This is a genomic window from Marinococcus halotolerans DSM 16375 (genome assembly GCF_000420725.1).
Taxonomy (GTDB): domain Bacteria; phylum Bacillota; class Bacilli; order Bacillales; family Marinococcaceae; genus Marinococcus; species Marinococcus halotolerans.
This window is the reverse complement of record NZ_ATVM01000019.1, coordinates 17,937-33,078: the sequence shown is the minus strand read 5'-3', so window position 1 is coordinate 33,078 and position 15,142 is coordinate 17,937. Positions and strand designations below refer to the sequence as shown.

The 15,142-nt window shown below is 48.5% G+C and carries 16 protein-coding genes; 5 read left to right on the top strand and 11 right to left on the bottom strand.

Annotated elements, in window-relative coordinates:
• Nucleotides 1-397 precede the first annotated feature (397 nt).
• On the bottom strand, nucleotides 398-673 hold the full coding sequence (locus G548_RS0112730; RefSeq protein WP_156847942.1) for a hypothetical protein: 276 nt from the start codon (nucleotides 671-673) through the stop codon (nucleotides 398-400).
• Between the two features lie 185 nt (nucleotides 674-858).
• Here G548_RS0112730 and msrA point away from each other — a divergent pair, with 185 nt between their 5' ends.
• Nucleotides 859-1,986 (top strand): peptide-methionine (S)-S-oxide reductase MsrA, encoded by a 1,128-nt coding sequence (msrA, locus tag G548_RS0112725; RefSeq protein WP_022794536.1) that lies wholly within the window; start codon nucleotides 859-861, stop codon nucleotides 1,984-1,986.
• Between the two features lie 84 nt (nucleotides 1,987-2,070).
• On the opposite strand, the gene G548_RS0112720 is transcribed toward msrA, so the two are convergent.
• The 8 genes from G548_RS0112720 to G548_RS0112685 form a co-directional block, all read right to left on the bottom strand.
• The gene (locus tag G548_RS0112720) at nucleotides 2,071-3,294 is read right to left on the bottom strand and encodes an MFS transporter (RefSeq protein ID WP_245558601.1); all 1,224 of its coding nucleotides are present in this window, start codon (nucleotides 3,292-3,294) and stop codon (nucleotides 2,071-2,073) included.
• Nucleotides 3,295-3,350: 56 nt separating this feature from the next.
• Nucleotides 3,351-3,914 (bottom strand): class I SAM-dependent methyltransferase, encoded by a 564-nt coding sequence (locus tag G548_RS0112715; RefSeq protein WP_022794534.1) that lies wholly within the window; start codon nucleotides 3,912-3,914, stop codon nucleotides 3,351-3,353.
• Between the two features lie 80 nt (nucleotides 3,915-3,994).
• Nucleotides 3,995-5,404: an MBL fold metallo-hydrolase gene (locus G548_RS0112710; RefSeq protein ID WP_022794533.1), complete on the bottom strand. Its 1,410-nt coding sequence runs from the start codon at nucleotides 5,402-5,404 to the stop codon at nucleotides 3,995-3,997.
• Between the two features lie 31 nt (nucleotides 5,405-5,435).
• Nucleotides 5,436-5,753: a rhodanese-like domain-containing protein gene (locus G548_RS0112705; RefSeq protein WP_022794532.1), complete on the bottom strand. Its 318-nt coding sequence runs from the start codon at nucleotides 5,751-5,753 to the stop codon at nucleotides 5,436-5,438.
• Between the two features lie 268 nt (nucleotides 5,754-6,021).
• A complete protein-coding gene (locus G548_RS0112700; RefSeq protein WP_022794531.1) occupies nucleotides 6,022-6,804 on the bottom strand; it encodes a sulfite exporter TauE/SafE family protein in 783 nt (260 codons plus the stop codon).
• 57 nt (nucleotides 6,805-6,861) lie between these two features.
• Nucleotides 6,862-7,089 (bottom strand): sulfurtransferase TusA family protein, encoded by a 228-nt coding sequence (locus G548_RS0112695; protein ID WP_022794530.1) that lies wholly within the window; start codon nucleotides 7,087-7,089, stop codon nucleotides 6,862-6,864.
• A gap of 92 nt (nucleotides 7,090-7,181) precedes the next feature.
• Nucleotides 7,182-7,661: a DsrE/DsrF/DrsH-like family protein gene (locus tag G548_RS0112690; RefSeq protein ID WP_022794529.1), complete on the bottom strand. Its 480-nt coding sequence runs from the start codon at nucleotides 7,659-7,661 to the stop codon at nucleotides 7,182-7,184.
• 67 nt (nucleotides 7,662-7,728) lie between these two features.
• A complete protein-coding gene (locus G548_RS0112685; RefSeq protein ID WP_022794528.1) occupies nucleotides 7,729-7,989 on the bottom strand; it encodes a metal-sensitive transcriptional regulator in 261 nt (86 codons plus the stop codon).
• 177 nt (nucleotides 7,990-8,166) lie between these two features.
• Between G548_RS0112685 and G548_RS0112680 the strand changes: the two genes are divergently transcribed.
• The 3 genes from G548_RS0112680 (at nucleotide 8,167) to G548_RS0112670 (ending at nucleotide 10,651) form a co-directional block, all read left to right on the top strand.
• Nucleotides 8,167-8,469, top strand: coding sequence for a hypothetical protein (locus G548_RS0112680; RefSeq protein WP_022794527.1), 303 nt, complete (start codon nucleotides 8,167-8,169; stop codon nucleotides 8,467-8,469).
• Between the two features lie 205 nt (nucleotides 8,470-8,674).
• Nucleotides 8,675-9,832, top strand: coding sequence for a hypothetical protein (locus G548_RS0112675; RefSeq protein ID WP_022794526.1), 1,158 nt, complete (start codon nucleotides 8,675-8,677; stop codon nucleotides 9,830-9,832).
• Between the two features lie 525 nt (nucleotides 9,833-10,357).
• Entirely contained in the window at nucleotides 10,358-10,651 is a 294-nt protein-coding gene (locus tag G548_RS0112670; protein ID WP_022794525.1) for a hypothetical protein, read from the top strand.
• Nucleotides 10,652-11,240: 589 nt separating this feature from the next.
• Here the strand turns inward: G548_RS0112670 and G548_RS0112660 are convergent.
• Together G548_RS0112660 and G548_RS0112655 are read right to left on the bottom strand one after the other, a co-directional pair.
• Complete coding sequence (locus G548_RS0112660) at nucleotides 11,241-12,275, bottom strand: zinc-binding alcohol dehydrogenase family protein (RefSeq protein ID WP_022794523.1); 1,035 nt, start codon at nucleotides 12,273-12,275, stop codon at nucleotides 11,241-11,243.
• Nucleotides 12,276-12,607: 332 nt separating this feature from the next.
• Nucleotides 12,608-12,817, bottom strand: a complete 210-nt coding sequence (locus G548_RS0112655; protein WP_022794522.1) for a heavy-metal-associated domain-containing protein — start codon at nucleotides 12,815-12,817, stop codon at nucleotides 12,608-12,610.
• 253 nt (nucleotides 12,818-13,070) lie between these two features.
• Between G548_RS0112655 and G548_RS0112650 the strand changes: the two genes are divergently transcribed.
• The gene (locus tag G548_RS0112650; RefSeq protein WP_022794521.1) at nucleotides 13,071-14,966 is read left to right on the top strand and encodes a heavy metal translocating P-type ATPase; all 1,896 of its coding nucleotides are present in this window, start codon (nucleotides 13,071-13,073) and stop codon (nucleotides 14,964-14,966) included.
• Nucleotides 14,967-15,142: the final 176 nt, after the last annotated feature.

Sequence of the window (15,142 nt, the reverse complement as noted above, 5' to 3'; positions counted from 1 at the left end):
TAATGGACTGGTAGCTGTACTCCTTATATCCACAATTATAGTTTGGATAGACCAGAGAAAGAAAAAAGAAGAAAGCATTGGACGATGAAATTTTATAATAGTGCTGGATTAGTTATTTTTGAGGTGGTGGCTAAAAATGAAAAATAAGTACATACGGTTTCTGGCGTATTTCCTTATTGGCATGTTGGTAGGAGCATTGTTACTGCAATTGACAAATTAATAAGACGAACTGTTGTGCCCTGGAGACAATTTTATTGAATAAGGGGAGAAGCATGGATGGGTATTTTTTATGTACTGGGCAGTATAACCTCCGCAATATTTCTCTATTACTGGAGCAAAAAATCGAATGAAAATAAGAGTTAAGGGACGGTCGTTAATTAATAGGATTTCCGTTCCTTCATTTCTTTATCATTTCATAAATAGCGATCCCCATCCATCCCAATCCCGTACCTAACCAGATAAAAAACGTCAGAACAGCATGGGCAATACCTGTAAAGGGCTCATTCGGACCCAGAAAACTATAAATAAGAATCCCTATTCCTCCCAATACCAATAAAGCAGTCAAAGCATGCACAAATCTCTCTGTTTTCGGCAGCAGGTAGCTGAAAAATATTATGGCAGCTACAGCAATTAGGATAGCGAAAAAGAATCCATACTGCGCTATAAACGTCATAAGCTGTGCCTCCCACGTAAGTGATTTCATTATGCCGGTGCTGAATATACCTAATTTTACCATATAATAAAAGGCCTGAATTTTTTCAAATAAGCCAGTTTTCAGAAATGCTCCCAAGTTGGAACAATGTTAAATTCGTTCTTTTTTCCTTATAATGAAAGAAAAGATATCTAAAGGGGAGCTATATGAATAAAAAACGGTGGTTTTTTAGTATAACGGCAATTCTTGTGCTGGCCGGCGGCTGGTATTTGTATCAGGCGTTTACGGCCTCGGAATATGAAGAAGTGGTGGCGACGGAGCAAACGGAAGTACAGGGAGATCTGGAAGGAATGGAGCAGGCGACGTTTGCCGGGGGTTGCTTCTGGTGCATGGAGCCGCCATTTGAATCCCAGCCCGGTGTCGTCAGCGTGATTTCCGGCTACACGGGCGGCGAGGAAGAAAATCCTACGTATGATGAAGTCTCGAACAAAGAGACGGGCCATCAGGAAGCGGTTCAAATTACGTATGATCCGGAGCAGATCAGCTACGAAGACCTTCTGCAGATTTTCTGGCGCCAAATTGACCCGACGGATGACGAAGGGCAGTTTGTGGATAAAGGAGAGCCGTATTTGTCGGCAGTATTTTATCACGATGAGGCTCAGCGGCAGGCAGCAGAAGCGTCGTTAATGGAAATGGAAAACTCCGGCCGGTTTGATGGGGAGATTGTGACCTCCATCGAAGAATACGATACTTTTTACGAAGCAGAGGCCTATCATCAGGATTACTATAAGAAAAACCCGGGAAGGTATGAATATTACCGTAATAACTCCGGACGCGATGCCTATTTAGATGACGTGTGGGGAGAAGATCAAGAGTATGAAGTCAGCAAGGACTCCCCGTTCACCGTTGAGGATAAAGAGGCGGCGGTATCTGAGTTGAACAGCATGCAGTATGAAGTGACGCAGGAAGACGGGACGGAGCCTGCCTACGATAATGCCTATCACGACAATGAGCAGGAAGGAATATACGTGGATATTGTCTCTGGAGAGCCTTTATTCAGTACGCAGGACCAGTATGATTCGGGCACAGGATGGCCGAGCTTCACGAAGCCTTTGGAGCTGTCTAATATTACGTACGAAGAAGACACTGGCATTCTAGGCACGAGTGTGGAAGTTCGAAGCAAGCATGCGGACTCCCATTTGGGCCATGTGTTTCAGGACGGCCCCGAGCCGACGGGGCTTAGGTACTGCATGAATTCAGCAGCGATGGAATTTATTCCGGCTGATGAACTGGAAAATACCGAGTACGACGAGTATGCGGAAGATTTTCAATAGAAGACAAAAAGCTCTCTTCGTTTGGAAGAGGGCTTTTTTTGTGACTTTTCATCCTACAAATATAGAAAGGAGGACCGTGTCCTGTTAATCCTTTTTCAAGGATTCCTGCATGCGAACGAGCGTGACGATGCCGGCGGCAAACGGAAGCACAGCCACGAGGCCGATGGCCCAGGAAACGTTCAGCGTGTCCACAAACAGGCCGGCGAGTAAGGCCCCAAAGGCATACCCGCTGTCCCGCCAGAAACGGTACACCCCATTCGCTTTGGCCCTCCAGGGCGCGGGGGCCGAGTCGCTGATCGCCGCGATAAGGACTGGATACACCATCGCGGTCCCGAGGCCGAGCAGGATGGAACTGCCGAGCCACCAACCGTAGGAAGCGCCGGCGAGAAGCGCCCATAGGGAAAAGGCCTGCAGCCAGAGGCCGCCGACGATGAGGCGCTTGCGGCCGATAACATCGCTCCAGGGACCGGTAAACAGCTGGGCCATGCCCCAGATGAGGGGATATGCCGCCACGATTACACCGATTTGGCTGACGGATAATCCGCCGGACGCGAAGAAGAGGGGAAACAGGCCCCAGGCCATGCCGTCCTTGAGATTGGTCGTCAGCCCGGCAAAGCTGAAGCTCGAAAGGGCGGGCTGCTTCCAGGTTGTCTGGGCAAATGCCTGCCAAAAGGGCAGGGAGGATTCCCCGGAAGCCGTCTGACGGGCCACCTGCCTGCTCGTATCAGGTACGAACAATGAAAGCAGGAGCCCGAGGCCCACGATGCCGAAGCCAAGAAAGAACGGCTCGGGGCGCAGGGAAGTCGTCGAAGCCACGTAGCCGGAAACGGCGGCCATCACGGAAAGTCCCATATAGCCGGCAAACTCATTCAGGCCGACAGCCGTCCCGCGCTGAGACGGTTTCGCCAGATCCACCTTCATATTTACAGTCATCGACCAGGTCAGCCCCTGATTGATGCCTAAAAAGATATTGGCGACGATGACCATCCACCATGCGGAGGCAAAAATAATCAGGAGAGGGACGAAGAGGCCGAATGCCCATCCAATTAATAATATTTCCTTGCGTCCAAAGCGATCGGCAAGTGCACCGGCCAGGAGGTTGACCAGGGCTTTGGAAAATCCAAAGCTGACAATAAAGGAAAGGGCGGCACTGGCTGATGCGAGGCCAAACAGCTCTTCGCCGATCAGCGGGAGCACGGTGCGTTCCAATCCGACCATCGAGCCGACAAAGACGTTAATGAGTATTAATAGAAAAAAGGGAAGACGGTTTTCAACGATACCGATGGAAGCCGCTTTGGATGTCATCATTTATTCCTCCTTTGCTTGATAAAATGTGAAGCCTTTACATGAATTTATTGGAGGTTTTACGTTTGCACCGCTTCCACCATATACTGGCCGTCATTCAGGACATGAATAGTGGTGGTAAATCCGTAGCTCTCGATGGTGCGGGCGAACGCCTCCGAATGTAACCGGATTTCAAGCGGCGGCCCGGATTCTGTCTCTGTGGCTTCCCATTCGTAAAAGAAGATCGTGCCTCCGGGCTTCAGAATACGCCGGAGCTCGGCGAATCCCTGGTCAAAATCATCAATTTCATGCATCACGAAGGCGACGACGATTTTATCGACCTGGTTCTCTGTTAAGGCAATCTTCTCCAGGCCGGATAGGATCAGGGTGATATTGGAGGCGCGGGCTTGTTCGGCATAGGCCTTTAATTCGGTTAGCATCCGGTCCTCGATATCAACGGCGTATACGTGGCGGGCCCTTTCGGCCATCGGGATCGTGAAGTATCCGTTGCCGGCTCCGATATCTGCGATCAGATCCGTTTCCTGAATATTCATCAGGGGCAAAAGCTTCGTCATCGGAAGGGCCTGCTGTCGTTCTTCACTCCGGAGTTTTTGGGATTTGGCAGGATCAAAGCGGTGGCTCATACAATCTCCTCCTTAAGCATGATAAAGGGGGCCCTGCATCGTACAGAGCCCCCGGTATTTCGTTTGTTTTGTGCCCACACTTAGCTGGTGGTTTCGAGCTGTTCTTTTTTCCATTTCATGAAGCCGCCCTCCACGTTAATCACGTCAAAGCCGTGGTTCTGGAGAATGCTGGCGGCGATGGCGGAGCGTTTGCCCGAGGCGCAGTGGACGGCTACCGGCTGCTCCGTGGAAAGTTCATCGGTACGGTTTGGCAGCTGCTGGAGTGACACATGCACCGCGTCCGGTACGTGGGACTGGTCCCATTCGTCCTGGTAGCGGACATCGAGAATCTGCACGTCGTTGTGGCGGCGGCGTTCCTCCACCTGCTTCGGCGTTTCGTTCGTATACGTGCGCAGGTTCGAGGCGCTGGCAACGACCGATGTGGCAAAGAATCCTTTCAGGCGGTCCATGCCCATGCCGGTAAGAATCCGGCGCAGCTCGTGGTAGTCGGCTGGATCAGCGATCAGGTAAATATCCGCGTCATAGTCGGCGAGCCGGCCCATCCATTCGGCAAACGAGCCCGGGTACGGCAGGTTGATGGTGCCCGGAATGCTTCCCATTGCGAAAGCGGCGGCACTGCGGGTATCAACGACCATCGTATGGTCTTGCTCTGCCAGGGCGGCCACGTCGTCGCCGGTGCCCTGCATTTCTACTGCCGCCGGGATCTCGGCGAGCGGAGTCATAGCCTGTTTGTTCACTTCTTTCATTTTGGCAAAATACGTTGGCGGCTCGCTCTGGCCGTCGAGGAGAAAGTCTACGAAGGCCTGCTCGTCGGTCGGCTGAAAGGCGGGATTATACATCCGCTCGTAGCCGACGGTGCTTGTTGGTACGGCCCCGAGCGCTTTGCCGCAGGAGCTGCCGGCACCGTGGCCCGGCCAGATCTGCATATAATCGCCGTATTCCTTGAATTGCTGGAGGGAATGAAACATCTGCCGGGCGCCTTTATCCGCGGAATCCTTCACGCCGACGGATTTTTCGAGCAGGTCCGGACGCCCGACATCGCCGACGAAGACGAAGTCGCCGGTAAATACCCCCATTGGGCGATCGGCGGCGGCACCGTCGGTGAGTTCATAGGATACATGCTCTGGTGTATGGCCCGGCGTGTGCAGGGCTCTCAGCTTAATGTTGCCGATATAAATGTCTTCACCATGCTTCACGCCGTGGAGCGGCAGATCCTGATTCCACTCGTAGCCGCCATTTTCGGCGCCTTCTGTGGAATAATAGATCGTGGCGCCGGTCCGGCGGGCAAGCTCGGTCACCCCGGAGACAAAGTCCGCATGAATATGGGTCTCGAACGCTCCGGTAATACGGAATCCCTGTTCGCGGGCGATCTGCAGATAGTCTTCAATATTGCGGGATGGGTCGATGACGGCCGCCTCACCGGTGGCCTGACAGCCAATCATATAGGAAGCCTGAGCTAACGATGTGTCATAAAAATATTTCAAATACATAAATCATCGCTCCTTAAAATTAGAATAGATGTTACTCGGTTTTACCGGTCCATTCGTTCATGCCGCCGGCCATGCTGCGGACGTCGAAGCCCTGATCCTGCAGCGCTTCAGCTGCCCGGGCGCTGCGTTTGCCGGAGCGGCACACGGTGACATAGGTACGGGAGGGATCGAGTTCGTTCATCCGGTCAGGAACTGTGCCGAGAGGGATATGGACCGATCCCGGGATGCGTCCTTCGTCGAGTTCTTCGTCCTCACGAACGTCAATCACCTGATAAGCGCCGTTCTCTTTATCGAGCGATTGCTGAACATCCTTCGGCTGTACTTCTTTAATACGTTTTTCATCTGCCATTTTATTCACCTCATAGTTATTGGTTGTTTTCTATTCATAATCCCTGCATTTTTGCTCTCAGTTGCTAAATGCCATTTACGGGGTAGGGTATAAAGCGGCTCAAAAAATTTTAGACGGTCTGACCAATGCTTTGTTTCAAACTCTGTGCGAGGTCTTCGAGGCTGTAGGGACAGATTTCGAAGTGGTGACGGTATAATGAAACATGGGGAGGCCTCCTTATTTGCTCTCTAGTTGTTGCTATGCCCTGGGGTGTATAAAATTAAACACCTTATCCGCTAAAGATCTGCATCCATATTTGAATGGCCGTAGCTAGAATGATGACCGCCAATATGCTTTGCAGCAGCTTGGTATTGACCTTCTGGCCGGCTTTGGCCCCGAGTGGTGCTGCGATCAGGCTGGCCACAATCATGATCAGGGCCGGGCCGTACAGCACCTGGCCGGTCGCCACCTTGCCGACTGTAGCTCCGATAGAAGATATCAGGGTCACGGCGAGCGATGTCGCGATCGTCATCCGGGTCGGAATCTTTAACACGACGAGCATGATAGGCACCAGAATGAACGCGCCGGCGGCCCCGACAATGCCTGATCCAATCCCGACCACAAAGGACAATCCAGCGGCGAGAGGCTTGTGGAACGTAATCCGTGTAAGATCCTGGTCGTCCAGGCCTTTTTTCGGTACAAACATCATCACTACGGCAATGGTCGCAAGCAGGGCGTATACCATGTTGACGCCAGCCTCGCTGAAGAAATTCGAGGCATAGGCGCCGATAAAGCTGCCGATCAGAATGCTTGTGCCCATGTAAAGAATCAGTTGGCCATTCAGATAGCCGCCTTTGCGGTAGGCCCAGACCCCGCCGATGGTGGCGAAAAAGACCTGCACGGCACTGATGCCGGATACCTCATGAGCGGAAAAGGCTGCGACACCGAGAAGCGGGGGGATATATAACAGCATAGGGTACTTGATAATCGAGCCGCCGATCCCGACCATGCCGGATACAAAGGAACCGACAACCCCCAACAGGAAAATCACGGCGATAAATAGTAGTGACAATGGAAAAACCTCCCTGGCAGGGAAGCAGATCCATCACTTCCCCGGGTGACGATATTATTAGCCTTTTTGAATCCAGAATTTGTAGACGCCATTGTCTTCGGTGTGGTCGAGTAGTTCATGGCCGCCAGCCTTGGTCCAGGCCGTTAAGTCGCTCTGTGCGCCTTTGTCGGTCGCGTGCAGTTCAAGCACCTCGCCGCTCTCCATGTCTTTGATGGCTTTTTTGGTTTTCAGAATCGGCTGCGGGCAGGCGAGTCCTTTCGCATCAATCGTTGTTTTTGGTTCCATACATCATTTCTCCTTTAGATTAATTTTTTTATGATTCATGCTGGTCAGAATTCATTTATGTTCTGACCCTTAGGTAATCCGGCGAGCGCCGCTTAAATAAACAGGTTCACGTTCCCATCGGAAGCTTCGCCCAGATAGGCTGCAACGCCGGCGTATTCAATGTCATCGCGCAGTTCTTTTTCATCAAGGCCGAGAAGATCCATGGTCATGGTACAGCCAATCAGCCGTACGTTCTGTTCACGGGCCATATCGATCAGCTCCGGCAGCGGCATAGCATTGTGCTTTTTCATTACTTTTTTGATCAGCTTCGGTCCGAGGCCGAGAAAATTCATGTTGGAAAGACCCATGCGGTCAGCGCCGCGGGGCATCATTTTACCGAACATCGCTTCAAGTTTTCCTTTGGCGATGCTTTGCTTTTCCGGTTTGCGCAGAGCATTCAAACCCCAGAATGTATGGAAAATGGTGACTTCGTGGTCATACGCGGCTGCGCCGTTGGCGATAATGTAAGCCGCCATGGCTTTGTCGTAATCCCCGCTGAATAGTACAATAGTGGTTTTTTTTGTTTCCGCCATCCAATCAACTCCTTTTCTGATTTTCATTATACATATACCTGTAAGGGTATGCAAGAGGGTAAAAATATTAGCGGCTTTTCACGAGAAGGTTAACGGCTTCCTGAATAACCTTTTCGTCATTTTTCCCGTTTTCCGTCTGTTCCCGAACGCATTGTTCGAGATTGGAGCCGACAACCAGGCCCACGGCGCGGTCTAAGGCTGTACGGGCAGCGTTCATTTGGGAGACCAGCTCCTTACAGTCCTGCTCCTCGTCCATCATACGGAGAATACCACGTATTTGACCTTCCACACGTTTGACCCGGTGCTTCATTTGATCCGTGTATTCCATCAGGCGTTCCTTCCTTCGTAAAAATATTACCCTACAGGGTATATGAACACTTTAAAACAAACTCCCGGGGGTGTCAACTAATTTTTTAAAAAAAATTCAGCTCCCTGAATACGGGCACCCGTATGATAAAATGTAATCACAATATTCGTTGATTCACCAATAGAAGGGAATGAGTAGATGCACAAAACGTATGCAGACAGCTATCGGTGTCGTCGTTTAGGGAAGCTTAGCGCCCTCACGGTGCTTGGGGCGGTGGTTTTACTATGGAAATATCAAAGGGAAAAACGCCCCACGCGGGATGCCTGGACCGACTCGATTCTCCGTCACGTGATGGACCCGGAACAGTCTCGTGAAGAACAAAAAGAACAGATGAAGAAGGCGTTCAGGCTAGCAGAAGCTGCCGGAACGACAAAACAGGAGCTGCTTCGGGCCTACCAGCATATGGGTCAGAACGATTCTGAGAACGAAAAACACCAATAACACTTCTTCTGTTATTGGTGTGCCAGCTTTGTGGGGCAGAAAATATAATGCAGTGATGTGATGTAAATTTTTTCTACGGGCCAAGTTGTAATTTAAGAAAGAAATTCTTTTTCTAGTAATTGTAAATCAAAGGTTGAAGTAGTACGATAATCATGAAATGCTTACAATAAGTTACAATAGATAACTGGAAGAAGGATGAATACATATGAAACGAAAACTGCTGTTAGGAAAAGAGCTTCTACTGATCGGGCTGACGGTAATACTTGTGGTATCGGCGCTCATTTTTATACAGCGGGAGCCGGAGATGATCTCGCATTCATCCTCTACGGATGAGGCATCTCGTTCCTCTGCCAATGAAGAGAGTGATGGAACAGAGGAGACAGAAGCTGATGAACCAGAGGATAAAGCAGAAGAAACAAAGCCTGAGCAGGTATATAAGCCCTTAGAACCAGAGAGTGACAGTATCCCGTTAAAGGATCAACTGGAGCAGGAAGAATTGGAATCGATGCCTGAATCTGAAGCAGGAACAGGAGAAAGTACAAGGATGGTTCCGTTTGGGGAAACACAAATTAAAGGTGCGGAGGATCAAACGGATGGGCCGTTGAAGGAGCATCGGCTGGTTACGTATTACGGGCATCCCAATTCCACCAATATGGGGATCCTCGGGGAAATGGAGCCTGACGCTTTAATGGAAAAATTAAAGGAACAGGCCCAGGCCTATTCCAACGCTGATCCATCTCATCCAGCTGTTCCAACTATTGAACTCATAGCCACCGCTGCTCAGCGAGATCCCGGCTCGGACGGAAACTACGTTCGCATGACCTCACCGGAGCAGATAGACAAGTATGCCAAGCTTGCCAAAGAAAATGACGCTTTATTGATGCTAGATGTCCAGTTGGGCAAGGATTCGGTGTTAAACCAGGTGAAATCCCTGGAGAAATGGCTGAAGCTTCCTTATGTTCAACTGGCCATCGACACGGAATTCCAAGTGGGGGAAGGAGAAACGCCGGGGGTCGAGCTTGGACAGGTCAACGGAGCGGAGGTTCAAAAAGCCGTGGACTATCTTACGGAGATGGTGGAAGAGAACAATCTTCCGGACAAAATGGTGCTCGTTCACCAGTTCACCGATGCAGCGCTGACGAATAAGGAAGCCATTCAGCCAACTGATCACGTGGAAGTAGCTTTAAACTTCGACGGGTGGGGAGGCTCTGCTGTGAAAATGGCCAAATACAGAGACCTGGTGCGAAATGAACCTGTGCAATACGGTGGATTTAAAGTATTTTATGATAAAGATGAGCCGGTCATGAGCCCCGAAGAAGTCATCCAGCTGGACCCTGCTCCAGCCGTGGTCAACTACCAGTAGCAGATCTTTGAGTTTGAAGCGCAGCGTTTTCACAAGTACGGCTGATTAAAACAGTAGTGCCGTTAAATTTGTCGGTTACAAACAGCCAATACGTATTTATTTTATTGGAGAGAAGTCAATCTTTATAAAGAATGGCTTCTCTATTTATTTCTTCAAAATTGTAATTTTCGTGCTGACCTATGCGCTTCACTTCTGAGAAGGGCCGTGATGTAAAGAAATTTCAAATTAATTCTTCTTTTTCTATCTACAATGAATTCGGTATGGCCCATCAGCGAAAGAAGCCCACCAGTCTTTCTAATGATATGCAATCATATAAAAAAAATAAATATAGATACGACTGATAATGAAGAACTGTACGATATGCTTTAGAAATAAAAGTTCTAACATTTGTAAACATGGCAGGGGGCTATGTTATGATTTCATACGAAATTAGTGTCGAAAACCAACATGATTCTTTTTAACCCTTTGTCAGTTCATTGCAGGAAAAAGCGAACGGATCATTTTCTTTAGAAAGGAGGGAATACAATGTTAGATTGGGAGATTATATGTATAACAACGGTGGCTGGGCGTTTGCCTTATATTGAAGAGGAACTTTGGCAGGCTCAGCACCAGTTGCATACGTTGGAATATCAGGTATGGCAAGCGTGGCGAGAGGCGTGGAGCAGCCAGGAATACCCTCGAAGGGAGCATTCGCAACGTCAAGCCATGTTTGAGGTCAGCGGTGCCCAAGGATTATCGGTCCCTGTGGTCCAAGAAATGGTCAGATATGCTGAAAATCGCGTATGGTTAGCCCAGGCTAAGAAAGAAACGAACTTATAGAACCCAGGTTTTGATAAGATACCGCTTGGAAGGAAATTTTGTGCTGAACACGAAACGGGGGTCACCTGGAAAGTATTATTGTCAGCTTTGAAGGATTAATAAAGAATATCTAATGAAAATCTCGCAATCCACTCGTGTAAAGTATTTGTGAAGACGGGGTTCTTCATATATTCACGTTCGGCTACAGATGATACATTGACTTAAGAGTCACATTCTTCCAAAGCACTCCCCTTTAACGTTCGATCTATATTCGAATGGCCAGCCAATCGGCTGGTTTTTTTAGATTTCATCTCCTTCCATTAACTGCGATGGATATTTTCAAGTGCCCACCTTATAAAACCATCCTCCCCCCCCCAAGGGGATAGTATTCAAATCATCCAAGGTAAATATTCTTTTGAAAAAATTAATTATTGTGTAAAAAAAGAGAATCAACTTGTTTTTCCTGCTGGCTCTTGAAAGAGCTGCCATCCGGTAGTGGATAGATCCTTTAATAAAGATTTTATGTCTGGGTGCAATGTACATTACCATACGCTAAAAATATTAAAAGCACCGTTCTCCTTAAGAAAAGGGAACGGTGCTGCATTTACTTTTATTTGAAAGGACCTTCCAGAACTACTTTGCCAATTGTACTTCCCTTTTGAATCTGATTGTAAGCTTCTTTCAACGTTTCCACTGAAATAGGGTGAAGGGTTTTCGTTACTGTGGAGTGGATTTTCCCAGCCTCCACCCAATCGGCCAGCTCGTTCAACAGACTATGCTGCTGCACCATATCCGCCGTCTGGAAAAGAGAGCGGGTGAACATCAATTCAAAAACGAAAGTGACACTTTTGCTGAACAGCGCCATGTCCAACGGTTTTTCAGTCGGCAGAATAGAACAAATTTTTCCCTGCGGCAAAATAACGTTTGCCATTTCTGCCATATGATCATCGACATTATTTAAACAGAAGATGTATTCAACACCATTCAGGCCAAGATTCTCCAGTTGGGGGCCAAACGGCTCGTGATGATTGATGGTTTGATCTGCACCATGGTCTTTAACCCACTCTACAGTTTCAGAACGGGAGGCAGTGCCAATGACTGTTAGTCCGGCCAGTTTGGCAATTTGTACAGCAATAGAGCCTACCCCGCCTGCGGCTCCGATAATGAGAATGCTTTTCCCGGCATTTTCTGCAGCGTCTTTTGAAATATCCAGACGGTCAAAAAATGCTTCATACGCAGTAATGCTGGTAAGAGGCAGGGCAGCAGCCTGAGGGAAATCAAGATTTTTTGGCTTTCTTCCCACGAGTCGCTCATCCACCAGATGAAATTCGCTTTGGCCGCCCGGGCGATCGGTTGCCCCGGCATAAAATACCTCGTCCCCTTCTTTAAATAGCGAACTGTCTTCGCCAGTCGCGACAACAACTCCTGCAACATCACGGCCAACCACTGTAAACGAATCATCATCCTCCTGTTTTCCGTCACGTGTCCGAATATCAGTCGGATTACCGGATATCGCTTTTACTTCTATAAGTAGATCGTGTCCTGCTGGTGTCGGCTTTTCCTGCTCTACTTGTTCAAAGTTAGGTGCTCCTTCTTTAGCGCCCAGCTTATAAAATCCAAAGGTTTTCATTGTTTCCGACTTCATTTCAAATCGCCTCTCCTTTAATGCATGTATTAGTGAGAAATCACTATTTTTATACTACACATTGGAGTCAGATCTTACAAAATATTGGATTTTGAAAGCTGTAATCTCTATCTACCGCCACTCAGAAAAAAATATTGTACTTGCGTATAGTGCTTATTAACTTCCGATAAGGGCCGTTATGTTACCTTTTCTCTTGCATTAAAATTATTCCTGAAAATTAGGTTAACACCTAAAGTGCTCCCCTCAAACGCGGAAAACACGAACTTCCTTTGCAAAGGAAGCTCGTGTTTCTTCTTTCAGCCATGGATTTGAACTACCTTCCGCATTTGTTGTTAAGCGACTACCGGATAGCCTAATTTCTCAATAACTGTTTTCAATTCTTCCGGGGCCACTTTGTCTTCATCGTAGACAACTTTCACTTTACTGGAGTTGAACAGCACGTTCACTTCCGCCACCCCGTCCATTTTCCCGACTTTTCCTTCGATTTTTTTGATGCAGGAAGGACAAGTAAGCGGTTCTAATTGGAATTTTACTGTAGTCATTTCAATCTCTCCTTTATTTTTTCTACCTTAAGTATAAGACGCTTATCCATGTGGTTCCTTGACGGCTATCAAGCTTTTGAAAGAAATGCGCCTGGCTCTCAATAGTTATAAAAACGGAAGTAAGAAAACGATTAGAAAGAGAGATTGTTAAAAACATCGACTCTTGATGAAGGTCAAGGTATTCTGTTTTGAAACCACTTAAGATAAGGGTGTAGAGAAAATAACAGTTGAAAGAAAGAGGAGTTGAACAAAAATGATGGGGTTCATTCATACGCACAAAAAAATCATCACCTTTTTCGCCGGTTTCTTACTGATCCTGGCCTTGGTCTTGAACTTTACGGGCTATTACGAGCTGCGGCAGCTCACATTAATCGCCGCAACGGTCATTGCCGGAATTCCAATTGCGATCAAAGCGGTTCAAGCGTTATTAATGAGAGCGTTCAGTATCGAGATGCTGGTGACGATCGCAGTGATCGGCGCGCTTTATATCGGAGAATATGTGGAATCAGCGGTCGTCACCTTCCTGTTCCTGTTCGGGGATTATCTGGAAGCCCGCTCCTTGGAAAAAACACGATCTTCTTTAAAAAGCTTAGTGGACATGGCGCCACAGGAAGCCACCATTATCCGTGATGGCGACAGCGTGACCGTGCCGGTGGAAGAAGTGCTCGAAGGGGACCGTGTCATCATCCGAACCGGTGGGAGAGTGCCGGTGGACGGCGAGATCATCACCGGCCAAGCTTCCTTGAACGAAGCGGCCATCACAGGCGAATCCGTTCCTGCTTCCAAAAAGTTGGGAGACAAGGTATTCAGCAGTACCGTCATGGATACAGGCTATGTCGAAATTATAGCGGAAAAAGTTGGAGACGATACCACGTTCGCGAAAATCATTGAACTGGTAGAAGAAGCCCAGGAATCAAAATCGAAAACAGAAAAATTTCTGAACAAATTTGCGAATATCTACACCCCCGCAGTCGCCGTGCTGTCGGTGCTAGTGTACGCCCTTACGAGAGACCTCCATCTCGCCATTACGTTTCTCGTCATCGCTTGCCCCGGGGCATTAATCATCGGCGCTCCGGTTTCCAGTGTAGCGGGCATCGGTAATGGCGCCAAAAACGGGGTATTGGTAAAAGGCGGCGATGTGATGGACCGCTTCGCGAAAGTCGATACCCTCGTCTTTGACAAAACCGGGACGTTAACAAAGGGGAAACCGGAAGTGACGGACATTAACGTCTTTCATTCCCACAAAGAACAGGACTTGCTTCGGCTGGTGGCACAGGCAGAAGCGGCGTCGGAACACCATCTTGGCCAAACCATTGTCAAAGAAGCGAAAGTCCGGAACATGGTTCTCGACCAGGAGCCGGAAGGAGTGGACGTGATTAAGGGCCACGGGTTGGTGGCTACAGTAGAAGGACGAGTTTTGGCTGTTGGAAACCGTAAACTCATGGACATGAAGAACATTGTCATCCCGGCGGAAGCCGAAACCTATGCGATGAGCCGTGAAAAAACCGGGAACACAGCGATTTTTGCAGCTGTGAACGGGGAAGTGGCTGGCATCTTCTCGATTGCCGACCAAATCCGTGAAGATGCGCCAGCTGCACTTGCTCAAATGCGAAAAAATGGCGTCAAGAAAATTATTATGCTTACAGGTGACAACCAGCACACGGCTGAACTTGTGGCGACCAAATTAGGGCTGGATGAATTCCATGCCGAACTGTTGCCAGAAGACAAAGTGGCGTTCGTGAAACAATTGAAACAGCAAGGCCACGTGGTGGCGATGGCAGGAGACGGCGTCAACGATGCGCCGGCAATTGCCACAGCAGATATCGGACTTGCGATGGGTGAAGGCGGTACGGATATTTCAATGGAAACAGCGGATGTCGTCCTGATGGCCGACAAGCTGATCCAATTCTCCCACGCGTATTCATTGTCCAAAGCGACCATCCGCAACATGAAGCAAAATACGTTCTTTGCGGTCGGTATTGTTGCTGTCCTGCTCGCCGGTGTACTGATGGGCTCTGTCCATCTGGCGTCCGGTATGTTCATCCATGAAGCCAGCGTCTTGATCGTTATCTTGAATGCCATGAGACTGATGGGCTTCAACCGGAAACAGATGCAGCAGGAAAAAGAATTGGAACCCGTTCATGCTTAATCATGTGGGGAATATAACGCTTAGCGGCGACCACACTCCGGTTAATGAATAGCGGAAAATAAAGAAAGAGCGTCTGCGAATGCAGACGTTTTCTTTATTTGGTTTTTTCTTGCTCCCGGTCGAATCATATTTGCTTTTTTCTCTTCTAGTAAGAAAATAATAAAAGTACTTCTATG

Bases quoted from the DNA above. Each gene is read 5' to 3' on its own strand.
- G548_RS0112730 (WP_156847942.1), bottom strand. From the start codon at position 673: ATGACGTTTATAGCGCAGTATGGATTCTTTTTCGCTATCCTAATTGCT.
- msrA (WP_022794536.1), top strand. From the start codon at position 859: ATGAATAAAAAACGGTGGTTTTTTAGTATAACGGCAATTCTTGTGCTG.
- G548_RS0112720 (WP_245558601.1), bottom strand. From the start codon at position 3,294: ATGATGACATCCAAAGCGGCTTCCATCGGTATCGTTGAAAACCGTCTT.
- G548_RS0112715 (WP_022794534.1), bottom strand. From the start codon at position 3,914: ATGAGCCACCGCTTTGATCCTGCCAAATCCCAAAAACTCCGGAGTGAA.
- G548_RS0112710 (WP_022794533.1), bottom strand. From the start codon at position 5,404: ATGTATTTGAAATATTTTTATGACACATCGTTAGCTCAGGCTTCCTAT.
- G548_RS0112705 (WP_022794532.1), bottom strand. From the start codon at position 5,753: ATGGCAGATGAAAAACGTATTAAAGAAGTACAGCCGAAGGATGTTCAG.
- G548_RS0112695 (WP_022794530.1), bottom strand. From the start codon at position 7,089: ATGGAACCAAAAACAACGATTGATGCGAAAGGACTCGCCTGCCCGCAG.
- G548_RS0112690 (WP_022794529.1), bottom strand. From the start codon at position 7,661: ATGGCGGAAACAAAAAAAACCACTATTGTACTATTCAGCGGGGATTAC.
- G548_RS0112685 (WP_022794528.1), bottom strand. From the start codon at position 7,989: ATGGAATACACGGATCAAATGAAGCACCGGGTCAAACGTGTGGAAGGT.
- G548_RS0112680 (WP_022794527.1), top strand. From the start codon at position 8,167: ATGCACAAAACGTATGCAGACAGCTATCGGTGTCGTCGTTTAGGGAAG.
- G548_RS0112675 (WP_022794526.1), top strand. From the start codon at position 8,675: ATGAAACGAAAACTGCTGTTAGGAAAAGAGCTTCTACTGATCGGGCTG.
- G548_RS0112670 (WP_022794525.1), top strand. From the start codon at position 10,358: ATGTTAGATTGGGAGATTATATGTATAACAACGGTGGCTGGGCGTTTG.
- G548_RS0112660 (WP_022794523.1), bottom strand. From the start codon at position 12,275: ATGAAGTCGGAAACAATGAAAACCTTTGGATTTTATAAGCTGGGCGCT.
- G548_RS0112655 (WP_022794522.1), bottom strand. From the start codon at position 12,817: ATGACTACAGTAAAATTCCAATTAGAACCGCTTACTTGTCCTTCCTGC.
- G548_RS0112650 (WP_022794521.1), top strand. From the start codon at position 13,071: ATGATGGGGTTCATTCATACGCACAAAAAAATCATCACCTTTTTCGCC.